Here is a 25,994-nt window from a genome sequence, read left to right as displayed (position 1 = left end):
CTCGTTATACGAATTCAGGCCGATCAGAAGGACATTGACACACTGGCACTGACGTTATCGCGATCGGTTAACTCGTTATACGGTTTGCCGCCGAAATAGTTCGTATATCCAATATTTGCACTGTAACGATTCTGGTAGACACCGGTAACCGACAGACCCACAGCCTTCTGGCCTTCGCTAAAGTTACCGCCAGGCGATGGCGCGTAACCCTGAACATCGTGCGACAACGCGAGCTGCGGGCTCAGGTTGATGCCTGCAAATACGTTCGGGTAATCCCATACAAACCGGGCGCGGTAACCCCAGGAGAAGGATGTAGTAAAGCCATCGTTATTACAGTATTTGGTGTTGATGTTGAGCGCTGTGCCGGTAGAGCCACTGCCATCACAAGCGCCACCAGGCAACTCGCCAATACCGAAAGTGCCGGAGCGACCGTAACGCGCTTCGTCGTAATCAGGCAGACCGTGAACATAGGTACCGCCCACTTCACCGACAAATGTCAGACGGCTTGCACCCATCACTTGATCGAAGAACTTGATCAGAGTCATCTGTGCCTGGGATACCTTGAAGCGGTCGTAGCCGTCGTTATCCTTGCCAGACGGATCAGCACCACCGGATTCCTCCAGACGCTGCTGCTCGAGCAAACTCGCAGGCTCGCCGGTTTCAGGGTTAGTCAGCTGCAGACCACCGTAAATCAGCTCAAACGCGCTCCACTGCAGCGGCATGTTGTCGCGGAAGCTATATTCCGCACCCAGCGACCAGCCACCCGGAATCGTGGTATTGATACTGATACCGTAGAGGTTAATCGCTTCAGGATACTCAACGTAGTAAGTCGGGAACTGCTGACCATTCGCGGGATCATTCACCTTACCGCTAATGTAAGGCAAACGGCTGTGGTAACGGATGTAGTAGAAGCCCAATTCAGAATCATTCAGCTCCGGCACATACCAGCGCATTGCTGCACCGAACTGGTCCGTATCATCCGGCTCGCGATCACCTTCACGGTTGGAGATAAAGCCCTGTGCATACGCCTGTGAATCAGGGAGCTGACCGGCCAGTAACACCGGGCCACAGCCATCTGCCGCAAAATCGTTGGTCGAGAAGAACGTGCCGCAATCATCCGGGCGAACCTTTTCCCATGATGTTTGCAGGAATGCTTCCAGGGTGATGTTTTCGGTGAGACCAAGTGAGGTGTAAAGCATCTCAACTGGAAGCAGCGCATCCTTCAGTTCAGCACCTGGCGCCCGGATTGCGTTAACGTCAACCGGGTTAATTGTGTTGATACCGCCCTGGATGAAGGTACTTTCGCCCCAGCTGACGACCTGCTTACCGTAGCGAACGCTCAATGGCATGTCGCCTACGTACCAGTCGGTAAAGATATAGGCGTCGAGGAACTCGGCACCAGACGCATTGTCATCCGCGGCTTCGTTCAGCTGACGCTGCTGCCCGACCGGATCAACTGCCATGTCGCCATCTTTAAGTTTGAAGTCGTAGTAGTAACGGCCACGAACAAAACCACCCACACGCGTCAGTACGTCACTGTCGGTGTAGTAGTTGAGATAGAGCTCGGTGGTACCTTTGGCAATCTGGCTGTAGGTATCACCCTTGTCGAAGTTCAGGTTGCCGTCGTCAAAGTTGTTACTGGACGAACCGATATTGGCGTTCGCTCCACCCGGCGCATATGACGGCCCCAGGTTACCCTGTGCAATCAGACGCTTGTCCTGTTCCTCGACACGCCAACCGGCACCAACAGTCAAAGTGGTATCGAGGGAAGCTTCAACGTCGCCCAAATAAAACTGGAAAGCGGCGACCGGGGTAGACAGGGTCGCAGTTATGGCTGCAGCCAGAGGCAACTTTGCCCATTGCTGCCGCTGATGTGTTTTTCTTGTCATTGGAAGGCTACTCCATTGTTGTTCTGAGTCGCTGCTCTATTTATTGGTCTTCACGATGTCGGAGACTCCACGCACAGTGCTCGTGATGGTGGCACTATAGCTAAGGCGGCGGGACGCTTTGATCAGTCAAAAGTATGATTTTACTGACAACCCCCGCCAGGAGGCTTCGAAAACAGGCATTGTCGACTTGAAACCCTTATAAACAGGGGATCCCGATTTCAAAATCACTATAGTCGCTAATTTGAAGGGCAACCAGTTGGCCGGCAAAGGATTAAGCGGAACCAGGTAGCAAAAATCAAATCGGAATATTTAACTAACCTCAGATCAGCCCTATTGGCAGTCTGGCCACTAAACGGGCGGTACCTTGAATGTACCGCCGCGAGGATTGCACGCGCGCCCTTTAGAGCAAACGCAAAAGGCGCGCAAACAGCACTATCAGATCACTTCAATCGCCATAGCGGTTGCTTCGCCGCCACCAATACACAGGGCCGCAACGCCACGTTTTTTACCCTGGCGCTTGAGCGCATGCATCAATGTCACAATCAGCCGGGAGCCGGTCGATCCCACAGGATGCCCCTGGGCACAGGCCCCGCCATAAATGTTGACCTTGGCAGGGTCCAGTTCCAGTTCACGAATAGGCATCATCGCGACCATCGCAAATGCTTCGTTGATTTCAAACAGGTCCACGTCATCTTTGGCCCACCCTGTCTTCTCGAACAAGGTTTTGATCGCACCCACTGGCGCGCAGGTAAACTCCGAAGGATGCTGAGAGTGGGTAGAATGCGCCACAATCCGTGCCATTGGCGTCAGCCCACGTCTTGCTGCTTCGGACTCCGTCATCAGGACAAGCGCAGACGCGCCATCGGAAATAGAGGATGCGTTTGCCGCCGTCACAGTGCCGTCTTTCTTGAAGGCCGGACGCAGCGTCGGAATCTTTTCCAGATTGGCGTTCAGTGGCTGCTCATCATCCTCAACAACCGTTTCACCCTTCCGGGTCTTAACGGTAACGGAAATAATTTCCTCTTTTAACACGCCATCCTTGATCGCTTGCTGCGCACGTTTGAGGGACGATATGGCGTAGTCATCCATCTCTTCGCGGGTATACCCTTTCTGGTCAGCAACATCCTGGGCAAAGGACCCCATCAGGCGGCCGGTTTCTGCATCTTCCAGACCATCGAGGAACATGTGGTCCTGCGGCGCAGCGCCCGGCCCCATGCGATAGCCCTGCCGCACGTTCTGCAGGATATACGGCGCGTTTGACATACTTTCCATACCGCCGGCAACCATAATGTTGTTAGTGCCGGCCTTGATCAGATCGTGTGCCAGCATGGTCGCCTTCATCCCGGAACCGCACAGCTTGTTGATGGTTGTGGCGCCGGTACTGTCAGGTAGTCCGGCCTGACGCATGGCCTGACGAGCTGGCCCCTGCTTGAGCCCTGCCGGGAGCACGTTACCAAAAATCACTTCCTGAACATCTTCCGGCTGAAGCGAAGCCCGCCGCACAGCTTCGGCGATACTGACTGCACCCAATTCGATCGCACTGACAGTGCTCAGACTGCCCTGAAAACCACCCATTGGCGTACGCACACCGCTTACAATAACGACATTTTCCTGACTCATCTGCATGCTCTCTTCGTCTGATTTAGATGTCCCGGACCTGCGCGTACGATTCTTCGCCGTTTTCGCAGATGGACCTGCTTCGTGTTATTGCACCAATCGCATCCTCACGCCCGGTGCGGTGCTTCCAAATACTCCCTGGATTGCATTTCAAGCAATCGGGATTCTGTCCTCTCAAACTCAAAGCCCAGACGCCCCCCGGCGTACAACTCATGAATAGGGGCTTCCGCCGATATAATGACTTTGACGTTACGGTCGTAAAACTCATCAATCATGTTGATAAAACGACGGGCCTGATCATCTTTCTCATTGCCCAGTACCGGAACATTGCTGATCAGAATGGCATGAAACTCCCGGGCCAACTCAATGTAATCGTTCTGACTACGTGGCCCATCACACAGCGCCGAAAATTCAAACCAGGCCACATCGTCCGCGTGAGCCAGCGCCTTGATGGCACGGCCATTCACATCGAGATTCAACGAATGTGAGCAGCCGTCCAGTGCAAGCCCTTTGAAGCTTCGCTCCAGGCTCTCTTTAGCGGCAGCATCCAGCGGCGAATGAAAAAGTTCAGCTTGCTCCAAGGTGCGCAACCGGTAATCAACACCCCCATCGACATTGACGACGTCGGTATACTTTTTGACCAAATCAATTGCCGGCAAAAACCGCGCACGCTGCAAACCATTCTTGTACAACCCGTCGGGCTCAATATTCGAGGTGCAGACGAGCGAAACGCCCTGCTCGAACAACGTATCAAGTAAGGTGGCCAAAATCATGGCATCGCCAATATCCGACACAAAAAATTCGTCAAAACAAATAACGGCGGCCTCATCCGCAAATCGCTTGCCTACGGTTTCCAGAGGATTCTTGGTGCCTTTAAGCGATTTCAGCTCGTTGTGAACCCGTTGCATAAAGCGATGGAAATGTACGCGCATCTTGCGCTCAAACGGCAACGACTCGAAAAAGGTGTCCATCAGGTAGGTTTTACCACGCCCCACACCACCCCAAAAATAGAGGCCTGTGACAGGTTCAACCTTGCCCCCACGCAGTTTGCGCACGAGGCGAGACTTGGTCTTTTTGCGCTGGCTTTCAGAAAGGACAAGTTTGTCGTAAAGTGCCTGCAGGCGTTTGACTGCATCGGCCTGTGCGGCGTCTTTCTCAAAGCCTTCTTTCTGGAGGTCTTGCTGATAGCGTTCCCATGGGGTCATGCTGCGCGCTCTTGTCTCGCTCAATGGATGAGATCGGTAAATATGGCGGCGTATTATCGCCGATTTTGATTTTTTTCTCCATTGCGACATTTATACCGGTTACCGACGCCACCCAGCACCAAGGGTCTATTCGACGATTGGAGGGGGAATGGGGCATGTGCGATGTCCCGGGCAAACGGTATACTTGAACACTATACAAATTTGAACTCAGGGCCATGGAACGTATGACGACATTAATCCTGATTGCTTCAGCGACCCTTATTGTCGGGCTCGTCATTGGCTTGCTCGTAGGGCGCTCAGGGCAAAGCACCAGTCTGCGCCAGCGCCGACTGGAGCAGCAGATTGACGAGCTACGCAGCGAATACACCCGCTACCAGGCACAAGTCAACGAACACTTTATGGAGTCTGCGCACATGATGCGCCGGTTGAATGATGTCTATCGCGACATCAATCAACACATGGCCCGTGGCGCCAACCGTTTGTGTCACGACGAAGACTGGCTCGACGAACTCGAAAAACAGAACGACACGGCGCGCCTGGCCGGGCACAAGAATGATGACGGGTTTGAGCCTCCACGGGACTACGCACCGCGCAGCGACCCGAAAGAAAAAGGTACGCTCGCCGAGGACTTCGGTCTCAAGGAGCGTCAGGCAGAAAAAGAAAAGAACTGAATAGCGACTGGCGTTGACCCCGTTTAAACCAGCCGGTTAAACGGGGTTATCAATATCGATAAACCGGTGCTCAATGCCGGTCACATCTGCAATTTTCTGCCCTAGTGCCTGTACGCCATAACGCTCGGTCGCGTGGTGACCGGCCGCGTAGTAATGCACACCGCACTCTTGCGCTGTATGAAACGTGGGTTCCGATATTTCCCCGCTTATGAACGCATCAGCACCGGACGCGATAGCATCGCCCAAAAAGCCTTGCGCGGCACCGGTACACCAGGCCACACGACGAATCTCCGACTTACCCTTTCCAACCCGCAGCGATTGACGCTCAAGCCGATGGGAAAGATGTTCAGAGAAGGCATCTGGCGACATCGGCGAAGGCAGATCACCAAGCCAGAGCAAGCCGCGGTCTGAGCTGACGGCAGCCGGATTCGTGATACCCAACACATCCGCAAGCTGACGATTGTTACCGAGCTCCGGGTGCGCATCCAAAGGCAGGTGGTAGGCCAAAAGGCTGATATCGTGACCAAGAAGAGCCTGTAGCCGGCGCTTCTTCATGCCCTGAATTCGCTGGTCTTCACCTTTCCAGAAGTAGCCGTGATGCACCAGAATCATGTCCGCCTGTTCGGCAATGGCGGCATCGATCAATGCCTGGGAGGCTGTGACGCCGGTAATAATCCGGCGCACCTGCTCTTTGCCTTCAACCTGCAAGCCATTCGGGCAGTAGTCCTGAAAGCGTTCAGGTTCCAGCCACGACTCAACCAGCGATACGATGTCATTCCGATGAGCAGTTGTGGTCATCTTTATGTCTCCTTAACGTGGTCGGATTAAAGGCATGCGCATTCAGGTGATCAATCAATGCTGGCCTTCAGACAATGTCGGGAAGCGCATCCAGCAAGGCGGCATTTTGCGCTTCAGAACCAATCGTAATACGCAGAAAATCACCAATTCGCGGCTTCTGGAAGTGGCGCACAATGATGCTGCGCTGACGCAGAGCGGCGGCCAGATCGGCACCCTTGTGATCAGGATGACGCGCCAACACGAAATTGGCGGCCGAGGGTATGACGTCAAACCCCAGCGACTCCAACCCTGTGGCCACACGCTCTCGCTCAGCGATAACATAGTCGCAAGCAGACTTGAACCAGGCCTCGTCCTCAAAGGCCGCCACTGCGCCCGCCAGCGCCAGACGATCAACAGGGTAGGAATTAAAGCTGTTCTTCACGCGCTCAAGCGCATCAATCAGATCCGCATGACCGACTGCAAACCCGACTCGCAGACCAGCCAAAGAGCGCGACTTGGATAGCGTCTGCGTCACCAGCAAATTGGGATAGCGATCGATAAGCTTGATAGCCGTCTCGCCACCAAAATCAATGTAGGCTTCATCCACCACAACCACCGAATCTGTGTTGTGCTGCAGCAGTGTTTCAATATCAGACAGCGGCAACAGGCGCCCGGTGGGCGCGTTGGGATTGGGGAATATCACGCCGCCATTGGGTTGACGATAATCCTCAACCCTCAACACAAAATCATCATCCAGCGGCACCGCTTGACCTTCAATCTGGTAGAGCCCGCAGTACACAGGATAAAAACTGTAAGTCACATCGGGATACAGCAAGGGTTGTCCGTGTTGGAACAAACCAAAGAAGATATGGGCCAGCACTTCGTCTGAGCCATTGCCCACGAACACCTGAGACGGCGTCACTTTGTGGTAGTCAGCAATGACGCTCTTGAGAGCATCGCTGTTCGGATCAGGATACAGACGCAATGAATCATTCAGCTCCGCTTTAATCGCACCAATCACCTTTGGCGACGGTCCGAGCGGATGCTCGTTGGTATTGAGCTTGATCAGATCCTTTATCTTCGGCTGTTCGCCGGGTACGTATGGCACCAGCTCTCTGACAATAGGGCTCCAGTAACGACTCATCAGATCACCTCAGCGCTTGTCATCGTTGATACGGTATTCAGCGGAACGCGCATGGGCGGTTAACCCCTCGCCACGCGCAAGCACTGACGCCACCCGCCCCATCCGGTCGGCGCCCTGAGCCGAAAATCCGATGATGGAAGAGCGTTTCTGGAAATCATACACCCCCAGCGGCGACGAGAATCGGGCTGTGCCAGAGGTGGGAAGCACGTGATTGGGACCGGCGCAGTAGTCACCCAAAGCTTCTGCAGTATAGCGTCCCATAAAGATTGCCCCGGCGTGACGAATTGAAGGCAGCAGCGCTTCAGGATCTGCAACCGACAATTCGAGGTGCTCAGGCGCGATCCTGTTGCTCACCTCTGCCGCTTGGGCGAGGTCTTTAACATGAATCAGCGCCGCTCGATCCGAAATCGAAGTGGCGATGATTGCAGCCCGCTCCATGGTCGGCAGCAACCGACGAATGCTTTCTTCCACCTTGTCGAGAAACGCGCTGTCCGGGCTGATCAGAATGGACTGGGCCTGTTCGTCGTGCTCGGCCTGAGAGAACAGATCCATTGCAATCCAGTCGGGATCAGTTTCACCGTCGCAGATCACCAGAATTTCGGACGGGCCGGCGATCATATCGATACCCACAGTGCCGAACACCTCTCGCTTTGCCGTAGCAACAAAGATATTGCCGGGACCGACAATTTTATCTACCCGCGGCACCGTCTGGGTACCATACGCCAACGCGGCCACAGCCTGGGCACCCCCGACAGTAAACACCCGGTCAACGTTTGCGATACAGGCCGCCGCCAACACCAGATCATTCACCACACCGCCGGGAGTCGGTACAACCATGATCACTTCGGCAACACCCGCCACCTTGGCTGGAATCGCATTCATCAGCACCGACGACGGATAGGCGGCCTTACCGCCAGGAACGTACAAACCCGCGCGATCAAGGGGTGTTACTTTTTGACCGAGCACCGTGCCGTCTTCATCCTGATACTGCCAGGACGGCGCATTCTGGTGCTCATGGTATTCGCGCACCCGACGGGCTGCGGATTCAAGCGCCGCTCGCTGATCCTGCGGAATGATATCCAAAGCCTGCTCGAGCCTGCTGCGGGGTATTTCCAGCTCGGCTACGGAATCCACCTGCAACTGATCAAACTTGGCCGTGAACTCCAGCAGCGCTTCATCGCCCCGGGTTTTGACCTCTTCAAGAATATGTCGAACTGACGCATTAACCTGATGATCCACACTGTCTTCCCAGGCCAGCAGCCTGGATAGCGCAGTATCAAAATCAGCCTGTCCGGCCGAAAGCCGCGTAAGGGTAACGTCAGTCATAACAGATCCTCTCGGGATACAAACAAAAGCGATGCAAGGCGGCGCTTGTGGCACCGCCCGTGTTCAATCAGCGCGACGGCGGTTAACCGCCTCGCCCAGCTGCTCAATGATAGGATGGAGCTTTTGGTGCTTCATTTTCATGGAGGCACGGTTTGCCACCAGGCGGGTACTGATATGAGCGATGTGCTCGCGAGGCTCAAGCCCGTTTGCTTTCAGGGTATTACCGGTATCAACAATATCCACAATCTCGTCGGCCAGATTCAGGATAGGTGCCAGTTCCATCGCACCGTACAGCTTGATGATATCTGCCTGTCTACCCTGCGATGCATAGTACTGACGCGCCAGATTGACGAACTTGGTCGCAACCCGCAGTCGCCCGGCAGGTGATACTTTCCCAACCGGCCCGGCGGTCATCAAACGGCAGCGTGCGATATTCAGATCCAGAGGCTCGTACAGGCCAGCACCGCCGTGCTCCATCAAAACGTCCTTGCCGGTTACGCCCAGGTCTGCGCCACCATACTGAACATAGGTCGGCACATCAGTAGCGCGGATAATCAGCAACCGGACGCTCGGATCGGTTGTTGGAAAGACCAGCTTTCTGGACTTCTCGATATCATCAACAGGCTCAATGCCTGCCTCAGACAGCAGCGGCAGCGTTTCTTTCAGGATGCGGCCCTTGGAAAGCGCAATGGTAATACTGTCAGTCATAATTCTTCCAAATCAGAATATCAGGCGGGCAGCCGTCGAATCGTTCCACCCAGAAGCTGAAGTTTCTCTTCGATGCACTCATAACCGCGGTCAATATGGTAAATGCGGTCAACAATTGTATCGCCATCGGCCACAAGCCCCGCAATGACCAGGCTCGCTGAGGCGCGCAGGTCCGTTGCCATAACCGGCGCGCCTGTCAGATGGTCAACACCCTTGATAATAACGGTATTGCCTTCAACGGTGATGTCAGCGCCCATCCGGATCAGCTCCTGAATATGCATGAACCGGTTTTCAAACACCGTCTCGGTAATCATACCAGTGCCTTCTGCAACCGCATTCATAGCGGCAAACTGGGCCTGCATATCGGTCGGGAACGCCGGATAAGGCGCTGTCTTGACGCTCACAGCACGCGGACGATTGCCTTTCATGTCCAACTCGATCCAGTCTTTGCCGGTCGAAATGTGAGCCCCTGCCTCGTGCAGCTTGATTAACACGGATTCAAGCAAGTCTTCGCGGGTGTCTTTGAGCTTGACCCGACCACCGGTGGCCGCAGCTGCCACAAGATAGGTACCCGTCTCGACCCGGTCAGGCAGTACGTTATAGGTGCAGCCGTGCAAACGCTCAACGCCATTGATTTCAATCGTGGCCGTGCCCTGCCCTTTGATATCTGCACCCATCGCGATCAGACATTCGGCCAGATCAACAACCTCCGGCTCGCGCGCGGCATTCTCAAGGATGGTTTTGCCGTCAGCCAGGGCCGCAGCCATCATCAGGTTTTCGGTGCCGGTGACGGTCACCATATCAAGGAAAATATGGGCACCTTTCAAGCGACCATTCGTACGGGCCTTGATATAGCCATTCTCAACCTTGATCTCCGCGCCCATCTGTTCCAGGCCGTGGATATGCAAATTGACCGGACGGCTGCCGATGGCACAACCACCGGGCAACGAGACTTCTGCCTCACCGAAATGCGCCAGCATGGGTCCGAGCACCAGAATCGATGCGCGCATGGTTTTAACCAGCTCATACGGCGCGTGAAATTCCTTGATGGTGTTGGCGTGAATTTCAACGCTCATTTTCTCGTCGATCAGCAACTCAACACCCATGCGCCCCAACAACTCGATCATCGTTGTGACATCATTCAGGTGGGGTAAGTTGCCAACGGTCACTGGCTCGTCCGCGAGCAAGGTCGCGGCCAGAATCGGCAATGCGGAGTTCTTCGCACCGGAAATCCGGATTTCACCGTCCAGAGGCTTACGTCCGCGGATGAGTAGTTTGTCCACTGTTATGATCCTGTATGAATGACATCAACTGATTGAGTGTTCAGGCCAGATGGCCTGACGATATGCATGGCACTGAAGCTTGGCAACGAGCTTAAGCTCAACCCTCGCGAGCTGCCCACTGAGCCGGAGTAAACGCCTTGATTGTCAGGGCGTGAATCGTGCCCTCTGCCAACTGTTCATTGAGAGCGCCGTAGATCAGCTGTTGCTTTTTGACCGGTGACATACCTTCAAATCGATCGCCAACAGCAACAACCAGATAATGATTGCCATCATTTTGCACCTGGATCTCACAGTCTGGCAGTTCTTTGCGAACCAATGCTGCTACTTCATCAGCCTGCATGTTATGACCTTAAATTGGTGATGGATGGGAGCCACCACTCGACAATACGCATCCGAAGTCGTGGCTCTAGATAGATTCAGAAGCGGAATTGTATCTAATTCCAGAGGCAGGCTAAACAAGAGATAACGAAAGGGCCCTGATTCATCACCAGGGCTTCGAGTCAGAGCGAAGCCAGACCCGGCAAATGCCCGGCCACACGGCTCATTGTTGCAAGCGCCACCAGGCGCTCATTCGCACCGGAAAAGCGTAAGTCTACTCCCTTCTCAGCAGCAAACCGCTGCCAGCAAAGCAAAAGCGACAACAGCATACTGTTGGCATTTTCAACTCCGGCAAGATCTATCTCGCAACGGCGCTCCTGACACCGGGCCAGCGCCTTCTCGCCATCAGCCCGGAGCTGAACCACCTCCGGGCCGATAACCTTGCCGGAGAAGCGAAGCACACCACTCTCATCTGCGGCCAGCGAGGCAAGCCCTCTTTCCGGCGACGATGCGCTCACTTTTTCTCGACCTCTTCATCAAGCTTCAACTCTTTAACCGCTTCGGTCCAATCGTCAATCACGGCCTGGACGTTGTTCCGCTTCTCTTCCATCTCCTGGGCAAACCGGTCGCGGAATGCCAGGCCAATATTGACACCCTCGACAATCACGTTTTCCATCATCCAGTCACCACTGTCTGCGACATACATGGAGTAAGTCACCGGATAACGATTACCGGATGCCGTCCGGACTTCAAGCTGCACGGAGGCGCGCTGATCATTGCCGGGGTTAACTTCAGCCGATTTCACGTCAATCGTGAAATTGTCCGCCTCAACCAACGCTTTTGCGTAACTATCGAAGAGGCTGCGCTTAAAGGTTTCAACGAATTCGTCCCGCTGTTCTTTCGAGGCCTGACGCGCGTAACGCCCCATAACCCGGGCCGCTATTCGGCGGAAATCAACAAAATCACCCAGGGCCTCATCCATGCTCCGATAGAAAGCTTCCGGATCTTTGCTATACAGAGAACGCTCCTTGTGGAGCTTATTCACCAGCTTCTGGGTGCTGTCATCAACATACTGGCGCAGCTCTTCGCTGGCCGAAGCCGGCAACGCCGTCATGACACCCATCGCCAGCGTCAGCAATATCGCCCACACCCGTGTGATCATTCTCATATCCTGCTCCTTCGATTCATTCCGGCCGTTTCATGGCGATGCATTTGCCGCCAGCAAAGACTACTTGCCTGACGCGAAATTACTGATCAGCCGCTCTATATTGAGCGCAGACTGAGTTCCGTAAAAAGTATCGCCCTGTTTCATGTACGTTTCATCGGCGCCAACCGATACATCGATATACTTCTCACCCAGCAGTCCTGCCGTCCGGATAATCGCAGAACTGTCGCTCGGAATGATGTCAACCGACTCATTGATCGCCATCTCCACACGCGCCTGATAGGTTTCAGGATCGAGCTGGATATCCGTTATGCGACCGATTGTCACGCCCGCCAAAGACACCTGTCCCCGAACCGACAACCCTCCGATATCATTAAAGTTGGCATACACCCGGTAGCTGGACTCTGCCGATTTTGGTGACAACCCGCTGACCTGCAAAGCCAGAACCAGCAAGGCTCCCAACCCAACCAGCACAAAACCACCGACTACAATTTCAACTGTTCTCTGACGCATCAGATATCTCCGAACATGACTGCGGTAAGAATAAAGTCCAGGCCCAACACCGCCAGCGACGAGTAAACGACGGTCTTGGTTGTCGCCGAACTGATGCCTTCCGAAGTAGGTACGCTGTCATATCCCTGATAGACAGCAATCCAGGTACATACAAATCCGAAGACAATGCTTTTGATGATGCCGTTGACGACATCTTCACCAAAATCCACTGACGACTGCATGTTAGCCCAGTAAGACCCTTCAAAGACCCCCAGCCAGTCAACGCCAACCAACATACCGCCCCAGATACCGACGACCGAAAAGATCATCGCCAGCAGAGGCATACTGATAAAACCTGCCCAGAAACGGGGAGCGATTACCCGGCGCAATGGGTCCACGCCCATCATTTCCATGCTGGAGAGCTGCTCTGTCGCTTTCATCAGGCCAATTTCAGCTGTCAGAGCCGAACCGGCCCGGCCCGCAAACAGCAGTGCAGTCACCACTGGCCCCAGTTCGCGCACCAGTGTCAGCGCCACCATCTGGCCAATCGCCTGCTCCGAGCCGTAGTCTGAAAGAATATTAAACCCCTGCAGCCCCAGCACCATGCCAATAAACAGACCTGAGACCACAATAATGGCCAAGGACAGCACGCCAACGGCGTAGAGTTGCTTGACCAGCAGCGGAAATCCCGTCGCAATCTGAGGCACCGCGAACAGACTGCGAAACAGGAACTCTGTAGCACGCCCAAGGGATGCCAGTGTGTCGAGGGCGCCCCGGCCGAACAATGCAATTCGGTTAATCATGATCGCTCTCCACTGCGAGCAGCGACATTAAGGTCATCGCCAATATCCGCTGCTGCGTAATGGAATGGCACCGGCCCGTCAGGCAGACCCTGCAAAAATTGCTGCACCCGCTCGGACGGATTGTCACGCAACTCATCCGCCGTCCCTGATCCGATCACCTTGCCATTGGATACGATGCAAGCGTAATGACAGATGCTCAAAGACTCCGGCACATCATGGGAAACAAGCACGCTCGTGAGCCCCATGGTTACATTCAGCTGGCGAATCATTTCCACCAGCACGCCTTTAGCGATCGGATCCTGGCCGGTAAAAGGCTCGTCGTACATGATCAGCTCGGGATCCAGCACAATACTTCTGGCAAGCGCCACCCGGCGCGTCATACCGCCGGAAAGCTCGGACGGCATCAGATCACGCGCGCCACGCAGGCCGACGGCTTCGAGCTTCATCAGCACCACATCGCGAATCATGTCTTCCGGTAAATCCGTATGAACGCGCAGCGGAAAGGCAACGTTTTCAAACGCACTCAGATCAGAAAACAGGGCGCCACTCTGAAACAGCATGCCCATCCGCTTGCGCAGCGTATAGAGCGCAGCACGACTGATCTTGTGAACCGGATGACCATCAACAAGAATAGAACCGCTGTCGGGCTTCAGCTGACCGCCAATAAGTTTGAGGAGGGTTGTTTTACCGGTGCCGCTCGGACCCATGATGGCGGTCACCTTACCTCGAGGGATATCCAGCGAGAGCCCGTCAAAGATGCGACGGTTGCCTCGACTGAAAACGAGATCGCGGATTTCAATGTAAGCAGACTGTGCTGTCATCCAAGACTATCCTGTTGGGCAGGCGCACCCCGTAAATGCGGCGGCAGTTTACCAGATTCTTCCCTAACGCGATGCTGATGCGGGACAACGTGAAATACCCGTTAAATTCTCGATATTTCCCGTATACAAACCCATCAACGCTATCACCCGGGCACGCATCCCGAGAGAGACGTGCGGTACATTATGCCAACTTGGCTACAAGCTCAAACCGAAAATCCTGAGCATTTCGACCAGTATGACTAATCAACTGTGGCAACAGCAAAATTTGCAAAGGCCAAAACCAGACGCGCCGCTGTTGCGACTCGCGGAGATCTGCCGCACAATTCCGCCCTTTCCTGAAGCGACACGGGCACACTGCTAAGTCGGTGATCGCAGCCAAAACTACGGGACCACTCAATGTCACTACTCCCTTACATCGGCGCCATCATTGCCGGCCTGCTGCTGCTTGTCTGGAGTGCCGATCGTTTTGTTGAAGGCGCTGTGGCTCTGGCGCGAAATTCCGGCATGTCACCCATGTTGATCGGCCTGACCATCGTCGCATTCGGCACTTCCGCCCCGGAGATGCTGGTCTCCGCAACAGCGGCGTTGACCGACGCCCCCGCTCTGGCTGTCGGCAACGCGCTGGGATCGAACATCGCCAATATCGGCCTGGTATTGGGAATCACAACCCTGGTTGCGCCAATACCCCTGAACAAGACGGTGCTGACGCGTGAGCTCCCGATTCTGCTCGCCGTCACGGTACTGGCTTTGATTTTACTGTTGGACCAGAGCCTGACGCCGCTTGACGGCATCCTTTTCCTTGCCATGCTCGCTGCGGCCCTGTTTCTCATGAGCCGAAAAGGCAAAGAGGGTGAAGCGAAAGAAGTCATTGAAGAGGTGGAGGGTGTGCCTGCCATGTCGGCCGGCAAGGCCTCCCTGCTGTTTGGCATCGGCCTGGGCGCGTTAATTGTCAGCTCCCGCATACTCGTTTGGGGTGCGACCGAACTGGCATTAACGATGGGCGTCAGTGAGCTGATTATCGGCCTGACCATTGTCGCCATCGGCACCAGCCTGCCAGAGCTGGCGGCGTCTGTCGCCAGTGCTCTCAAGGGGCATCATGATGTCGCACTGGGCAACATCATTGGCTCCAACCTCTTCAATCTGCTTGCAGTGCTTGCGATGCCAGCCCTGCTGAATCCGCTGCACATTGATCTGGACGTGCTCTACCGCGATTACGGCACCATGGCCGGGCTCACCGTCCTGCTTGCCCTGTTCGCCTATGGCATGCGCAAAAAGGGCAAACTGGCGCGGTTTGAAGGTGGTATACTGTTGGCCTGCTATATTGCCTACACGGTCGTGCTCTACAACGTCGCTCGATAAGGATTGCCTTTGTTATGACAACCTCTTTTATCGACTCTGCCCTGCAATCGATTGCCATTCAGCGAGAAGCGATCGAAGCACTCTCTGACCAGATTGATGACACCTTTACCAAAGCGTGCGAAGTCATCATGGCATGCAAGGGACGCGTTGTCGTAACCGGGATGGGAAAGTCCGGCCATATTGGCAACAAGATTGCCGCAACCCTGGCCAGCACCGGCACGCCCTCTTTTTTTGTCCACCCCGGCGAAGCCAGTCATGGGGATCTGGGCATGATCACAAGCCAGGATGTCGTGATCGCAATTTCAAATTCCGGCAAAACGGCGGAAGTACTGACGATTCTGCCACTCATCAAACGCATGGGCGCGCCACTGATCAGCATGACGGGCGATCCCGATTCTGTGCTGGCACGGGAGGCGATCGCCAACCTGGACGTGAGCGTACCCAAGGAAGCCTGCCCGCTCGGCCTCGCGCCCACCAGCAGCACGACAGCTACACTGGTCATGGGAGATGCACTGGCCGTATCTCTGCTGGAAGCACGAGGCTTCAGCGCCGAAGACTTTGCGTTTTCCCATCCCGGCGGCAGCCTGGGCAGGCGCCTGCTGCTTCGCGTTTCCGATATTATGCATACGGGCGATCGCATTCCGCGAGTCAAACCCGATACGCTACTGGGTCGCGCCTTGCTCGAAATATCGCAAAAAGGCCTCGGCATGACCACCGTGGTTGATGACAGCGGCATGCTGGTCGGCATATATACCGACGGCGACTTGCGGCGGACACTTGATCGCAATCTGGACATTCACCATACCGCCATCCATGACGTCATGACGGTAAACGGCAAAACGATCCATGACGATCAGCTCGCGGCCGAAGCGCTGAATTTGATGGAGGAGCTGAAGATTAACGCCCTGCCCGTAATCAGTCGCTCCGGTGAACTGGTTGGCGCTATCAACATGCACGACCTGCTCCGTGCAGGCGTCATCTGATCAACATACTGATAAGATCATAAACACCCCGATCCCGCCATCGGGTACAGTTCAGCTATTAAGGATCCAGTTAATGGAGCGTCCACTGCCTGACGACCTGATTTCAAAAGCGGCACAAATCCGTCTGCTCGCGCTCGATGTCGATGGCGTCATGACCGATGGCCGGCTGTTTTTCTCAGCTCAGGGCGACGAGCTCAAAGCGTTCCACAGCCTGGACGGGCACGGGATCAAACAGCTCAAAAAGGCGGGCATCGACGTGGCGATCATTACCGGCCGCAACTCCCCCCTCACGGCTCGCCGGGCAGCGGATCTGGGAATCACACTGCTGCAGCAAGGACGGGAGGATAAAGCCAAGGCTCTGATCGAACTGCTCGCAGAACTGGGCCTTCAGCCAGAAGCCGCGGCCTACATGGGAGACGATTTACCTGACCTCGGCGCTATCCAGATTGCAGGTCTGGGCGTTTCGGTCCCTAACGGTCACTGGTACGTCCGCGAGCATGCCGACTATTGTACCGAGTTGGCCGGAGGTGAAGGCGCCGTCCGCGAACTGTGCGACCTGATCCTGCAGGCTCAGAACAAGTTGGCCGACATGCACCTGCACTATCATGAGCCTGAGGCCTGACCATGATCTTCGGCCCCCTGAGCAGGGTACGACTGCGGAACACGGCTATCGGTATCGTCGCCGTGGCACTGGTCGCGCTGGTATGGAAAAGCGGTGACCACAGCAATATCGCCCCGACGTCCGATCTGCGTGGGCCGAAAGAACCCGACAGTTTTATCGTCAACGGCGAATACCGCTCATTCGATCAGACAGGCCATACATCGGCAGTAATCACCAGCCCCCGCATTGAGCAGTTTGAAGCGCAGAATACGGCGCACATGCAGGAGCCCCGTGCCCGCATGATTGATACCCAGTCAGGCCAACCCTGGACACTGCGCGCTGACGAAGGCGATTATCAGCTCAACGAGGATGTAGTCGATCTATCCGGAAACGTTGTCATCACCCGCACCGTCGGCGGCAGCACTGAAAGCCAGCTTAAGACCGAGAGCCTGACACTGGATAACAAACAACGCATTGTGCACACTGATGCACCGGTCGTGATGACTGACCCTAGCGGCGTCACCCGTGCGACCGGCATGAAAGCATGGATTGATGAGCGGATCGTAGAGCTCAATTCACAAGTGGAAGGACAGTATGAGTCGTCATCACCGCGCTAAGCGCCTGGCAGCCTGCACTCTCACCGCACTGACCATCGCAGCAGCGAACACCCCGGTCTTTGCCTTTGACCTCAACTCTGACAGCCCGATCAAAGTGAGCGCTGACAAGGCAAGACTGGACGACGGCCAGGGCCGCGCCGTGTATACGGGCGATGTCGTCGTCCGTCAGGATGCCACTGAATTGACTGCAGACAAGGTCGTTCTGATCCGAACTGACGGCCTGCTTGACCAGATCGAGGCCTTTGGCAAGCCGGCTCACTACACCCAGCCAAAAGCCGGAGAAACGGCCGCAACGGATGCCGAGGCGGAAAAGATTACCTACATGGCGGGCGAAAACCGTATTCTGTTCGAAGACAAAGCCGTAATTCGCCAGGCCGGCAACGTATTCAAGGGTGAACGCATTGATTACGATACGGCGAAGCGCATCGTCACGGCCGAAGGTAGTCGAAACGGCGAGAGCAATGGCCGGGTCGAGATGGTCATTCAGCCCAACAAGGTTAAATCAGATGGCAAGGGGGACGGCAATTAATGGCTATTCTCCGCGCCAGCAATCTCGCCAAGAGCTACAAACACGTCAATGTTGTCAAAGATGTGTCACTGGAAATTCGCAGCGGGGAAATCGTCGGTTTGCTGGGCCCTAATGGCGCGGGCAAGACCACCTGCTTTTACATGATTGTCGGCCTCGTCAATGCAGACAAAGGCCGCATCAACATTGACGACAGGGATATCACCCCGCTACCGATGCACGGTCGCGCTCGCGCAGGTATCGGATACCTGCCCCAGGAAGCATCGGTTTTTCGCAAGCTCACCGTGCACGACAACATCATGGCGATTCTTGAAACCCGCAGCGCACTCAGCCGCGCTGAACGGGAGTCGCAACTGGAAACCCTGCTTGAAGAGTTCCATATCACCCATATTCGCGACAGCCTCGGCATGGCCCTGTCCGGCGGTGAGCGACGGCGAGTCGAAATTGCCCGGGCACTGGCCATGGAGCCTGCATTTATTCTGCTTGACGAGCCTTTCGCCGGCGTTGACCCCATCTCCGTCAGCGACATCAAACAAATCATTCGCCATTTACGGGACAAAGGCATCGGTGTACTGATTACCGATCATAACGTGCGGGAAACGCTCGATATTTGTGAGAATGCCTACATCGTGAGCGGTGGGCACATTATTGCCTCCGGCCATTCCGACGACATCCTCTCCAATCAGCAAGTTAAAGAGGTCTACCTTGGCGATGAGTTCAGGCTCTGAGCCACAGGGTTCACAGCAGATGAATAGCATGTCAGGCTGTCGCATAATGCTGCAGGGCGGGTAAACTCAACAGGGGATGCAAAACGTCGCACGCGACGGTCAGGCGGAACCTGAATTTTCGAAAAAGCGGAACCGTTTCAGCTCAGGCATTGTCATTGGCATATCCATAGCAGTAAACTTCGGCAAAGAATTTGCTTGTTCTGCCAAGTCGCCACTTTGCAACACTTTTTTCCTGGCCCCGCATGATGTCGGGTGCGACCTGGCCCGAACACACCAAGTAGCCAAGGGTGACGGGAATAAATCGATGGTAATGAAAGCTTCGCTTCAGCTGAAGCTCGGTCAACAACTCACGATGACCCCGCAACTGCAACAAGCCATACGCTTGCTGCAGCTTTCGACGTTAGATCTCCAGCAGGAAATCCAGCAAGCACTGGAATCCAATCCTATGCTGGAAACCTCGGAAGACGATGACAACTCCCCTGAACACAACCAGGACGACGAGCGCGGTGAAAATAACACCGACTCCGATCACAGCGCCGATGACAGCACGCCCGATCAACCTGAGCCCACGATGCCGGAAGATCCTGAATGGGAAGCACCCTCGGACGAACCGGACTGGCTGAAGGAAACACAGGCTGATATCCCCGAAGATCTGCCCGTCGACACGGCATGGGACGATATTTACCAGTCTGCTCCGGCCCCCGCATCGCGTGGCGATGACGATGACGACTCCGATTTCGAATCCCGCAACTCCCCTGCGGAGACACTGCAGGATCACCTGCTCTGGCAATTGAATCTGACCCCCATGAGCGAGCGGGACCAGGCTATTGCCCATGCCCTGATGGATTCGGTTGATTCCCGCGGCTACCTGACTACCTCTCTGGATGACATCCACTCCGGCCTGTCCGACGACGCTGACGAAGACCCACTCGAGCTTGATGAGGTCGAGGCTGTGCTGCGCCGCCTCCAGCACTTTGATCCCCCGGGCGTGTTTGCTCGCGATTTGCAGGAATGCCTGCTGATCCAGCTTGGTCAACTCCCTCCGGATACCCCGTGGCTTCCACAGGCACGCCTTGTAATCAGTCACTACATCAACCTGCTCGGCAATCGGGATTATGCCCAACTGCTGCGCAGGAGCCGGTTGACGGAGGAGCAGCTCAAAGCGGTGCTGGCGCTGATCCAGACCCTTACACCACGTCCGGGCGATGCATTGGACAGCGTAGAGCCTGACTATGTGGTGCCGGATGTCGTGGTCACCAAGGTCAAGGATCGCTGGCGAGTTGAGCTGAATCCTGAAATTGCACCACGCATTCGTGTCAATGCGGGCTATGCTGCATTAATAAAGCGAGCAGATTCCAGCGCCGACAACACCTATATGCGGGATCAATTGCAGGAGGCGAAGTGGTTCATAAAGAGTCTTCAAAGTCGCAACGAGACGCTATTGAAGGTGGCAACGCGCATTGTTGAACATCAGCAGGGCTTTCTGGATATCGGCGAGGAGGCCATGAAGCCTCTGATTCTGTCGGATATTGCCCAGGCAGTGGGCATGCATGAGTCCACAATATCCCGTGTAACGACACAGAAATACATGCACACTCCGCGGGGAATATTTGAGCTGAAGTACTTTTTCTCCAGCCATGTCAGTACCAATGAAGGTGGAGAGTGTTCGTCTACTGCAATCCGTGCCATGATCAAGAAACTGGTAGCGGCAGAGACACCAAAAAAGCCGCTCAGCGACAGTAAAATTGCCACATTGCTCGGCGAGCAAGGCATACAGGTCGCGCGCCGCACAGTCGCCAAGTATCGGGAAGCGATGCATATACCGCCGTCCAACGAGCGGAAGCGGCTGGTCTGAAATTGACGCCTGCCCCGGGTGAGACTGGGCAGCAAAGGATTCAAAGCGTTCGTCACACGACGAGCACCGTTTGCCAGGCGGACAACCCGCTCTGGCACTCTCGACAACAGGAGAAGCCTATGCAACTCAACATCTCAGGTCACCATGTCGAACTCTCACCCGCTCTGAAAGATTATGTCGATGGCAAGTTCGAAAAACTCGAACGTCATTGCGATGACATCACAAATTGCCAGGTCACTTTATCCGTTGAGAAGCTTCGCCAGACCGCAGAGGCCACTCTTCACGTCGTCGGTGGCGAGATTCACGCAAAAGCCGAAGACGAAGACATGTACGCAGCGATCGATTCGCTGGTAGACAAACTTGATCGACAGCTCCTGAAACACAAGGAAAAGACTGTCGCCCGAATGCACGGCGCCGGTCACCGGTAGTCGTTTTATAACAGGAAAGCATTCCATCCATGACGGAAACAGCACTGACAATCACCTCAATCCTGGCTCCCGAGCTCACCCTTTGTGGTGTGCCGGGAACCAGTAAGAAGCGAATTCTTGAGCTGATAGCGGAACAGGTCACCCGCCAGCATCCCGAGCTCGAGGAACCCCAGATTTTTAATAACCTGGTGTCTCGCGAGCGACTGGGAAGCACCGGAATCGGCCAGGGCATTGCTATCCCTCATTGCCGGCTTGAAGGCTGTCAGGGCGTTATCGGTGCATTGATAACACTTGAAGAAGGTGTTGCCTTTGACGCCATCGACAATCAGCCCGTCGACTTGTTGTTCGCACTGATTGTTCCCAAGGAAGCCACCAGCGAACACCTGGAATTATTGAGCCAGCTTGCCGAAAAATTCAATGACCGCTCCTTCTGCGAGAAGCTACGGCGCTGCGAAACATCAGCGGCGCTGTTCGATGCGATGACTCAAACGGCCTGACATCGCCTTCAGCCCAAAACAGAGACCAATCTTCAGTGATTGAGGGTCACAGACTCAATAAAGGCTCCCTATGAAACTCATCATCGTCAGCGGGCGTTCCGGCTCCGGCAAAAGCACCGCTCTTCATGTGCTGGAGGATCTCGGCTTTTACTGTATCGACAACCTTCCTATTGGCCTCCTTTTTCCTTTGACCGAAGAGGCAGAAGGCACCGAACTCAAAAAGGTGCGTAATATTGCCGTCAGCATTGATGCCCGGAACCTGTCTGCAGAAATCGCCAATTTCGAAGCCATCCATGAACGCCTGAACAAGGCCGCCATGAAAGTCGAGCTGGTCTTCCTGGACGCCACGGACCAATCGCTGCTGCAGCGTTTTCACGCGACACGACGCAAGCACCCGCTGAGTGATGGCAGCACCTCGCTGCGCGAAGCCATCGCCGATGAGAAGCGTTTACTGGAGCCATTGGCCCGTCTCGCCGACCTGCACATTGATACCACCGAGCTCTCGATGTACGAGCTCAGAGACATGATCAAACAGCGCGTTGTCGGGCGGCGTGAACAGGATCTAGCCCTGCTGTTCCAGTCTTTCGGCTTCAAACACGGCGTACCGGTAGACTCAGATTATGTGTTCGATGTTCGCTGTCTACCCAACCCCTACTGGGACACCAGCCTGCGGAAATTCACCGGCGCCGACGCCGAAGTTCAGACCTTTCTCGAGGCACAACCCGCCACGATAAAGATGCTGGACGACCTGACGCGCTTTCTTGAAAACTGGCTACCCGCATTTCGCAGCAGCAATCGCAGCTACATGACCATCTCTATCGGCTGCACCGGTGGCCAACACCGATCGGTGTATATCTGCGAAAAGCTGAGCGCCTATTTTCGTGAAGACTACGCCAACATTCAGGTGCGCCATACCGAACTACCTCACCTGAACGCAACGTCACCCCAGGACCCCGCATGATCCGCTCCACCATCACGATCATCAACAAGCTGGGCCTTCACGCCAGAGCCGCAGCAAAACTGGTCACTACCGCTTCCGCCTATGAAAGCTCAGTACACATCCTCAAGGGTGACCGTGAAGTTGACGGCAAAAGTATTATGTCGGTGATGATGCTGGCCGCCAGCCGCGGCACCGATATCACGCTGATAATTGATGGTCCTGACGAGCAGCAGGCACTTGAGGCTCTAACAGCTCTGATAAACGACTATTTCGGGGAAGGCGAGTAGTCCAAACGGCCTGAATAAGGAATCTGGCGGGTTTCACCTATACTGAATTCTCACGTCTGCAACGTAAGTCCGCTATAATAAATAAATTTCCGGAGCGGCTCCGCCCGATTCTCCAACCGCCGTCACGGCCTTACGGCCCGTAATCATGGGTGATTCATGTCAGATGCACTCGAAAACAGCCAAGCCAGGCAGCGCCTCCGTTCGCTCGGAGAAGCGCTGGATAGCGGTGCCTTGCAGCAGGTCGCGCGCATCCTCAATGGTGGACTGAGCCCGAGTGACATTGCCCACCTGCTTGAATCTTCGCCTCCACGCCAAAGGGCACTGCTGTGGAATCTGGTAGACAAAAGCCTTGAAGGTGAAGTTCTCCAGTACCTGAACGATGACATTCGAGGCTACTTCCTGAGCAAGTTGAACGCTCAGGAACTGGCCACGATCATCGAAGATTTTGAATCAGACGATCTCGCTGACTTACTTCAGCAGCTACCGGATACGGTCATCCAGGAAGTCCTCGACACAATGGACGACCAGGATCGGCAGCGGGTAGAGGAAGTACTGTCCTACCCGGAGGACACGGCCGGCGGCCTGATGAACACGGACACCATCACGGTGCGCCCTGATCTCAGCATTGATGTTGTTCTGCGCTATCTTCGCAGACACCGATCCTTGCCGCCCATGACCGACAGCCTGATTGTCGTCAGTCGACGTGATGAATTTGTCGGCGTGCTGCCGATAACCAAAATGCTGGTCTCCAGCCCGAGCGCCACCGTCCGCGAAGTCATGGACACCGATATCGAACCTATCCCGGTTTTGATGGCCGACACTCAGGTGGCAACCCTGTTCGAACGGTATGACCTGATATCAGCGCCAGTGGTTGGCGACAACGGCAAGCTGCTCGGCCGGATCACTATCGATGACGTGGTCGACGTTATCCGCGAGGATGCCGACCACTCGCTGATGAGCATGGCCGGTTTGGACGAAGATGAAGATACCTTTGCCCCAGTGATAAAGACCACTCGGCGGCGCGCCGTCTGGCTCGGCATCAATCTCATCACCGCCTTTATTGCCTCGTCGGTCATCGGCCTGTTTGAAGGCACTATCGAAAAAGTGGTGGCCCTCGCCGTCTTGATGCCGATTGTGGCAAGCATGGGCGGCATCGCTGGCAGCCAGACATTGACGCTGGTTATTCGAGGCATGGCTGTCGGCCAGATCAGTGGCGCGAACGTGGCCTGGCTGCTCCACCGGGAATTTTGGGTTGGCGCGCTTAATGGCCTGCTCTGGGCCGTGGTCGTTTCGGTCGCCGCAACACTCTGGTTTGGTGACCCCATGATTGGCCTGGTCATCGCCGCTGCGCTGATCATTAACCTTATTGCAGCAGCGCTGGTTGGCACCATGCTGCCGCTGTTCCTGAAATCACGTAATATTGACCCAGCGCTTGCTGGTGGCGTCATCCTGACCACCGTTACCGACGTCGTCGGGTTTATGGCCTTCCTCGGCCTCGCAACGCTGCTATACGCCTAAGGAATCAGAGTAGACAGCATGACTACAGACAGCAATGAACATGACGGCGATGAGCTGTACAAGAGTAAAAGTGAACTCAAACGGGAAATGCATGCTCTGCAGGATTTCGGTAAGCGGCTCATGGAACTGAAGCCGGAGCAGCTGGCGCCGTTGAAGATGAGCGACACCTTGCGTACAGCGATCGAAGAATCCCGCCGTATACGCCAGAACGAAGCCCGACGTCGACACCTCCAATATGTTGGCAAGGTTGTACGCCAGGAAAACGATCTCGATGAGCTCATGCGCTCTGTAGAAGCCTACGATTCAGGCAGCGCCGAACATACACGTCGCCAGCATCTTGCTGAGCGCTGGCGCGACCGTCTGATCAGCGAAGGCGACTCGATTGTCGGTGAGTTTCTAACCTACTGCCCTTCTGCCGATATTCAGCACCTGCGCAACCTGTCACGCAATGCCAGAATGGACGCCAAAAAAGGCAAGAACACCGGCCACAGCACCAAGCTGTTCCGTTATCTGCGCGAGTGTATAGACGAGCACGACGCCTGACGCATGCGGACTTCACTCCCACACCGCCGGTCAAAGCCGACGGTGTGACCATACCGGCATGCGTTCACGGGTATGGGCTGTGCGCTCCTGATCCAGCTCAGCAACCGCTGCCGTGGCACCCTCACTGACTTCGGCAACCATTGCCCCCCAGGCGTCGACAATCATCGAGTGTCCGTAAGTACGGCGTTTGGCGTCATGCTCACCGCCTTGTCCGGCCGCGACCATCCAGACCTGATTTTCAATTGCCCTGGCCCGGATCAGTGGATGCCAATGCGCCAACCCGGTCTGGTAGGTGAAGGCACTTGGCAAGGTCACCCACTCCGCGCCGCGCGCCCTCAGTGCCCGAAAAAGTTCCGGGAACCGCAGGTCATAACAAATCGCGAGGCCCAGTTTCCCCAAAGGTGTATCGACCGTGACCACGTCCTCACCAGGCTCGAAGGTATCGGACTCCCGATAGTTGCCTTGCGCATCATTTACTTGCGCATCGAACAGATGGATCTTGTCGTAGCGGGCAACTTCCTCCCCGGATTCGTTGTAAACAAGGCAGGCCGCTCGCACCCGATGATCCAGAACATCGCCGTTTGGGCGCGCAGCGATGGGGATAGAGCCGCCCACAATCCAGAGTTTAAGTCGTCTCGCCTCTTCCGCAAGAAAACGGCGAATCCGTCCCTCCGGCGTGCGCTCGCCCTGCCCTACAATGAGCATCTGGCTGGTATTCAAAACCGCGAAATTCTCCGGCAGCACCGCGACGACCGCACCTTTTTGACGGGCCGATTCCAATAGCTCGCGAGCTTTTTCCAGATTCACATCCAGGTCATACCCGCTCACCATTTGCAGCACTGCAACCTGTCTGGTCGTCATCATCCACACTCCTGAATTAGCGGAAAAGCTCG

General features: G+C 55.3%; 29 protein-coding genes. 14 read left to right on the top strand and 15 right to left on the bottom strand.

Annotated elements, in window-relative coordinates; translation table 11 throughout:
- Nucleotides 1-23: 23 nt before the first annotated feature.
- From ACUN9X_RS08760 to zapE, 3 genes are all read right to left on the bottom strand, one after another.
- Entirely contained in the window at nt 24-1,889 is a 1,866-nt protein-coding gene (locus tag ACUN9X_RS08760; protein WP_445472803.1) for a DUF1302 domain-containing protein, read from the bottom strand.
- Between the two features lie 435 nt (nt 1,890-2,324).
- Nucleotides 2,325-3,509, bottom strand: coding sequence for a thiolase family protein (locus tag ACUN9X_RS08755; protein ID WP_445472802.1), 1,185 nt, complete (start codon nt 3,507-3,509; stop codon nt 2,325-2,327).
- Nucleotides 3,510-3,613: 104 nt separating this feature from the next.
- Nucleotides 3,614-4,711 (bottom strand): cell division protein ZapE, encoded by a 1,098-nt coding sequence (gene zapE / locus ACUN9X_RS08750; protein WP_260035831.1) that lies wholly within the window; start codon nt 4,709-4,711, stop codon nt 3,614-3,616.
- Nucleotides 4,712-4,935: 224 nt separating this feature from the next.
- Here zapE and ACUN9X_RS08745 point away from each other — a divergent pair, with 224 nt between their 5' ends.
- Complete coding sequence (locus ACUN9X_RS08745; protein ID WP_260035832.1) at nt 4,936-5,382, top strand: YhcB family protein; 447 nt, start codon at nt 4,936-4,938, stop codon at nt 5,380-5,382.
- A 36-nt stretch (nt 5,383-5,418) separates the two neighbouring features.
- On the opposite strand, the gene ACUN9X_RS08740 is transcribed toward ACUN9X_RS08745, so the two are convergent.
- From ACUN9X_RS08740 to ACUN9X_RS08690, 11 genes are all read right to left on the bottom strand, one after another.
- Complete coding sequence (locus ACUN9X_RS08740; RefSeq protein ID WP_445472801.1) at nt 5,419-6,180, bottom strand: Nif3-like dinuclear metal center hexameric protein; 762 nt, start codon at nt 6,178-6,180, stop codon at nt 5,419-5,421.
- 67 nt (nt 6,181-6,247) lie between these two features.
- Nucleotides 6,248-7,303 (bottom strand): histidinol-phosphate transaminase, encoded by a 1,056-nt coding sequence (hisC, locus tag ACUN9X_RS08735; RefSeq protein WP_445472800.1) that lies wholly within the window; start codon nt 7,301-7,303, stop codon nt 6,248-6,250.
- Nucleotides 7,304-7,312: 9 nt separating this feature from the next.
- A complete protein-coding gene (hisD, locus tag ACUN9X_RS08730) occupies nt 7,313-8,629 on the bottom strand; it encodes a histidinol dehydrogenase (RefSeq protein ID WP_445472799.1) in 1,317 nt (438 codons plus the stop codon).
- Between the two features lie 63 nt (nt 8,630-8,692).
- Nucleotides 8,693-9,337 carry an ATP phosphoribosyltransferase gene (hisG, locus tag ACUN9X_RS08725; RefSeq protein WP_260035838.1) on the bottom strand — a complete coding sequence of 215 codons (645 nt, stop codon included), beginning with the start codon at nt 9,335-9,337 and terminating at the stop codon, nt 8,693-8,695.
- 20 nt (nt 9,338-9,357) lie between these two features.
- The gene (murA, locus tag ACUN9X_RS08720; RefSeq protein WP_260035840.1) at nt 9,358-10,620 is read right to left on the bottom strand and encodes a UDP-N-acetylglucosamine 1-carboxyvinyltransferase; all 1,263 of its coding nucleotides are present in this window, start codon (nt 10,618-10,620) and stop codon (nt 9,358-9,360) included.
- A gap of 97 nt (nt 10,621-10,717) precedes the next feature.
- Nucleotides 10,718-10,960 carry a BolA family protein gene (locus ACUN9X_RS08715; protein ID WP_260035842.1) on the bottom strand — a complete coding sequence of 81 codons (243 nt, stop codon included), beginning with the start codon at nt 10,958-10,960 and terminating at the stop codon, nt 10,718-10,720.
- A 160-nt stretch (nt 10,961-11,120) separates the two neighbouring features.
- Nucleotides 11,121-11,456, bottom strand: a complete 336-nt coding sequence (locus tag ACUN9X_RS08710) for an STAS domain-containing protein (protein WP_445472798.1) — start codon at nt 11,454-11,456, stop codon at nt 11,121-11,123.
- On the bottom strand, nt 11,453-12,061 hold the full coding sequence (locus tag ACUN9X_RS08705; protein ID WP_260036583.1) for an MlaC/ttg2D family ABC transporter substrate-binding protein: 609 nt from the start codon (nt 12,059-12,061) through the stop codon (nt 11,453-11,455). Before ACUN9X_RS08705 ends, ACUN9X_RS08710 begins: the two co-directional genes overlap by 4 nt.
- Nucleotides 12,062-12,166: 105 nt before the next feature.
- Nucleotides 12,167-12,616, bottom strand: coding sequence for an outer membrane lipid asymmetry maintenance protein MlaD (gene mlaD / locus ACUN9X_RS08700; RefSeq protein ID WP_260035846.1), 450 nt, complete (start codon nt 12,614-12,616; stop codon nt 12,167-12,169).
- Nucleotides 12,616-13,398 carry a lipid asymmetry maintenance ABC transporter permease subunit MlaE gene (gene mlaE, locus ACUN9X_RS08695; protein WP_260035847.1) on the bottom strand — a complete coding sequence of 261 codons (783 nt, stop codon included), beginning with the start codon at nt 13,396-13,398 and terminating at the stop codon, nt 12,616-12,618. The genes mlaD and mlaE overlap by 1 nt, the downstream gene beginning before the upstream one ends.
- Complete coding sequence (locus tag ACUN9X_RS08690) at nt 13,395-14,219, bottom strand: ABC transporter ATP-binding protein (RefSeq protein ID WP_445472797.1); 825 nt, start codon at nt 14,217-14,219, stop codon at nt 13,395-13,397. Before ACUN9X_RS08690 ends, mlaE begins: the two co-directional genes overlap by 4 nt.
- A gap of 396 nt (nt 14,220-14,615) precedes the next feature.
- Here ACUN9X_RS08690 and ACUN9X_RS08685 point away from each other — a divergent pair, with 396 nt between their 5' ends.
- The 13 genes from ACUN9X_RS08685 (at nt 14,616) to yjgA (ending at nt 25,101) form a co-directional block, all read left to right on the top strand.
- Nucleotides 14,616-15,578 carry a calcium/sodium antiporter gene (locus tag ACUN9X_RS08685; RefSeq protein WP_445472796.1) on the top strand — a complete coding sequence of 321 codons (963 nt, stop codon included), beginning with the start codon at nt 14,616-14,618 and terminating at the stop codon, nt 15,576-15,578.
- 14 nt (nt 15,579-15,592) lie between these two features.
- On the top strand, nt 15,593-16,561 hold the full coding sequence (locus tag ACUN9X_RS08680) for a KpsF/GutQ family sugar-phosphate isomerase (RefSeq protein WP_445472795.1): 969 nt from the start codon (nt 15,593-15,595) through the stop codon (nt 16,559-16,561).
- A 73-nt stretch (nt 16,562-16,634) separates the two neighbouring features.
- Nucleotides 16,635-17,183: a KdsC family phosphatase gene (locus ACUN9X_RS08675; RefSeq protein WP_260035854.1), complete on the top strand. Its 549-nt coding sequence runs from the start codon at nt 16,635-16,637 to the stop codon at nt 17,181-17,183.
- A 2-nt stretch (nt 17,184-17,185) separates the two neighbouring features.
- Nucleotides 17,186-17,779, top strand: coding sequence for an LPS export ABC transporter periplasmic protein LptC (lptC, locus tag ACUN9X_RS08670; protein ID WP_445472794.1), 594 nt, complete (start codon nt 17,186-17,188; stop codon nt 17,777-17,779).
- Entirely contained in the window at nt 17,757-18,308 is a 552-nt protein-coding gene (gene lptA, locus ACUN9X_RS08665; RefSeq protein WP_260035858.1) for a lipopolysaccharide transport periplasmic protein LptA, read from the top strand. The genes lptC and lptA overlap by 23 nt, the downstream gene beginning before the upstream one ends.
- Complete coding sequence (gene lptB / locus ACUN9X_RS08660; protein ID WP_260035860.1) at nt 18,308-19,033, top strand: LPS export ABC transporter ATP-binding protein; 726 nt, start codon at nt 18,308-18,310, stop codon at nt 19,031-19,033. Before lptA ends, lptB begins: the two co-directional genes overlap by 1 nt.
- A gap of 304 nt (nt 19,034-19,337) precedes the next feature.
- A complete protein-coding gene (locus tag ACUN9X_RS08655; RefSeq protein WP_445472793.1) occupies nt 19,338-20,888 on the top strand; it encodes an RNA polymerase factor sigma-54 in 1,551 nt (516 codons plus the stop codon).
- A gap of 119 nt (nt 20,889-21,007) precedes the next feature.
- Nucleotides 21,008-21,316: a ribosome hibernation promoting factor gene (hpf, locus tag ACUN9X_RS08650; RefSeq protein WP_260035863.1), complete on the top strand. Its 309-nt coding sequence runs from the start codon at nt 21,008-21,010 to the stop codon at nt 21,314-21,316.
- 29 nt (nt 21,317-21,345) lie between these two features.
- The gene (gene ptsN / locus ACUN9X_RS08645) at nt 21,346-21,813 is read left to right on the top strand and encodes a PTS IIA-like nitrogen regulatory protein PtsN (RefSeq protein ID WP_260035864.1); all 468 of its coding nucleotides are present in this window, start codon (nt 21,346-21,348) and stop codon (nt 21,811-21,813) included.
- A gap of 70 nt (nt 21,814-21,883) precedes the next feature.
- Nucleotides 21,884-22,774 carry an RNase adapter RapZ gene (rapZ, locus tag ACUN9X_RS08640; RefSeq protein WP_260035865.1) on the top strand — a complete coding sequence of 297 codons (891 nt, stop codon included), beginning with the start codon at nt 21,884-21,886 and terminating at the stop codon, nt 22,772-22,774.
- On the top strand, nt 22,771-23,040 hold the full coding sequence (locus ACUN9X_RS08635; RefSeq protein ID WP_260035867.1) for an HPr family phosphocarrier protein: 270 nt from the start codon (nt 22,771-22,773) through the stop codon (nt 23,038-23,040). The genes rapZ and ACUN9X_RS08635 overlap by 4 nt, the downstream gene beginning before the upstream one ends.
- Nucleotides 23,041-23,196: 156 nt before the next feature.
- A complete protein-coding gene (mgtE, locus tag ACUN9X_RS08630; protein WP_260035868.1) occupies nt 23,197-24,558 on the top strand; it encodes a magnesium transporter in 1,362 nt (453 codons plus the stop codon).
- 18 nt (nt 24,559-24,576) lie between these two features.
- Nucleotides 24,577-25,101, top strand: coding sequence for a ribosome biogenesis factor YjgA (yjgA, locus tag ACUN9X_RS08625; protein ID WP_445472792.1), 525 nt, complete (start codon nt 24,577-24,579; stop codon nt 25,099-25,101).
- 30 nt (nt 25,102-25,131) lie between these two features.
- Here yjgA and ACUN9X_RS08620 read toward each other — a convergent pair whose 3' ends face one another.
- Nucleotides 25,132-25,962 carry a carbon-nitrogen hydrolase family protein gene (locus ACUN9X_RS08620; protein WP_445473201.1) on the bottom strand — a complete coding sequence of 277 codons (831 nt, stop codon included), beginning with the start codon at nt 25,960-25,962 and terminating at the stop codon, nt 25,132-25,134.
- Nucleotides 25,963-25,994 lie beyond the last annotated feature (32 nt).

This window comes from Marinobacter sp. V032, from assembly GCF_052645435.1.
Note: the sequence above shows the minus strand (reverse complement) of the source record. Positions and strands in the feature narration are given on the sequence as shown.

Coding starts and splice junctions, on each gene's coding strand:
- ACUN9X_RS08760 (WP_445472803.1), bottom strand. CDS start 1,889: ATGACAAGAAAAACACATCAGCGGCAGCAATGGGCAAAGTTGCCTCTG.
- ACUN9X_RS08755 (WP_445472802.1), bottom strand. CDS start 3,509: ATGAGTCAGGAAAATGTCGTTATTGTAAGCGGTGTGCGTACGCCAATG.
- zapE (WP_260035831.1), bottom strand. CDS start 4,711: ATGACCCCATGGGAACGCTATCAGCAAGACCTCCAGAAAGAAGGCTTT.
- ACUN9X_RS08745 (WP_260035832.1), top strand. CDS start 4,936: ATGACGACATTAATCCTGATTGCTTCAGCGACCCTTATTGTCGGGCTC.
- ACUN9X_RS08740 (WP_445472801.1), bottom strand. CDS start 6,180: ATGACCACAACTGCTCATCGGAATGACATCGTATCGCTGGTTGAGTCG.
- hisC (WP_445472800.1), bottom strand. CDS start 7,303: ATGAGTCGTTACTGGAGCCCTATTGTCAGAGAGCTGGTGCCATACGTA.
- hisD (WP_445472799.1), bottom strand. CDS start 8,629: ATGACTGACGTTACCCTTACGCGGCTTTCGGCCGGACAGGCTGATTTT.
- hisG (WP_260035838.1), bottom strand. CDS start 9,337: ATGACTGACAGTATTACCATTGCGCTTTCCAAGGGCCGCATCCTGAAA.
- ACUN9X_RS08715 (WP_260035842.1), bottom strand. CDS start 10,960: ATGCAGGCTGATGAAGTAGCAGCATTGGTTCGCAAAGAACTGCCAGAC.
- ACUN9X_RS08705 (WP_260036583.1), bottom strand. CDS start 12,061: ATGGGTGTCATGACGGCGTTGCCGGCTTCGGCCAGCGAAGAGCTGCGC.
- mlaD (WP_260035846.1), bottom strand. CDS start 12,616: ATGCGTCAGAGAACAGTTGAAATTGTAGTCGGTGGTTTTGTGCTGGTT.
- mlaE (WP_260035847.1), bottom strand. CDS start 13,398: ATGATTAACCGAATTGCATTGTTCGGCCGGGGCGCCCTCGACACACTG.
- ACUN9X_RS08690 (WP_445472797.1), bottom strand. CDS start 14,219: ATGACAGCACAGTCTGCTTACATTGAAATCCGCGATCTCGTTTTCAGT.
- ACUN9X_RS08685 (WP_445472796.1), top strand. CDS start 14,616: ATGTCACTACTCCCTTACATCGGCGCCATCATTGCCGGCCTGCTGCTG.
- ACUN9X_RS08680 (WP_445472795.1), top strand. CDS start 15,593: ATGACAACCTCTTTTATCGACTCTGCCCTGCAATCGATTGCCATTCAG.
- ACUN9X_RS08675 (WP_260035854.1), top strand. CDS start 16,635: ATGGAGCGTCCACTGCCTGACGACCTGATTTCAAAAGCGGCACAAATC.
- lptC (WP_445472794.1), top strand. CDS start 17,186: ATGATCTTCGGCCCCCTGAGCAGGGTACGACTGCGGAACACGGCTATC.
- lptA (WP_260035858.1), top strand. CDS start 17,757: ATGAGTCGTCATCACCGCGCTAAGCGCCTGGCAGCCTGCACTCTCACC.
- lptB (WP_260035860.1), top strand. CDS start 18,308: ATGGCTATTCTCCGCGCCAGCAATCTCGCCAAGAGCTACAAACACGTC.
- ACUN9X_RS08655 (WP_445472793.1), top strand. CDS start 19,338: ATGGTAATGAAAGCTTCGCTTCAGCTGAAGCTCGGTCAACAACTCACG.
- hpf (WP_260035863.1), top strand. CDS start 21,008: ATGCAACTCAACATCTCAGGTCACCATGTCGAACTCTCACCCGCTCTG.
- ptsN (WP_260035864.1), top strand. CDS start 21,346: ATGACGGAAACAGCACTGACAATCACCTCAATCCTGGCTCCCGAGCTC.
- rapZ (WP_260035865.1), top strand. CDS start 21,884: ATGAAACTCATCATCGTCAGCGGGCGTTCCGGCTCCGGCAAAAGCACC.
- ACUN9X_RS08635 (WP_260035867.1), top strand. CDS start 22,771: ATGATCCGCTCCACCATCACGATCATCAACAAGCTGGGCCTTCACGCC.
- mgtE (WP_260035868.1), top strand. CDS start 23,197: ATGTCAGATGCACTCGAAAACAGCCAAGCCAGGCAGCGCCTCCGTTCG.
- yjgA (WP_445472792.1), top strand. CDS start 24,577: ATGACTACAGACAGCAATGAACATGACGGCGATGAGCTGTACAAGAGT.
- ACUN9X_RS08620 (WP_445473201.1), bottom strand. CDS start 25,962: ATGACGACCAGACAGGTTGCAGTGCTGCAAATGGTGAGCGGGTATGAC.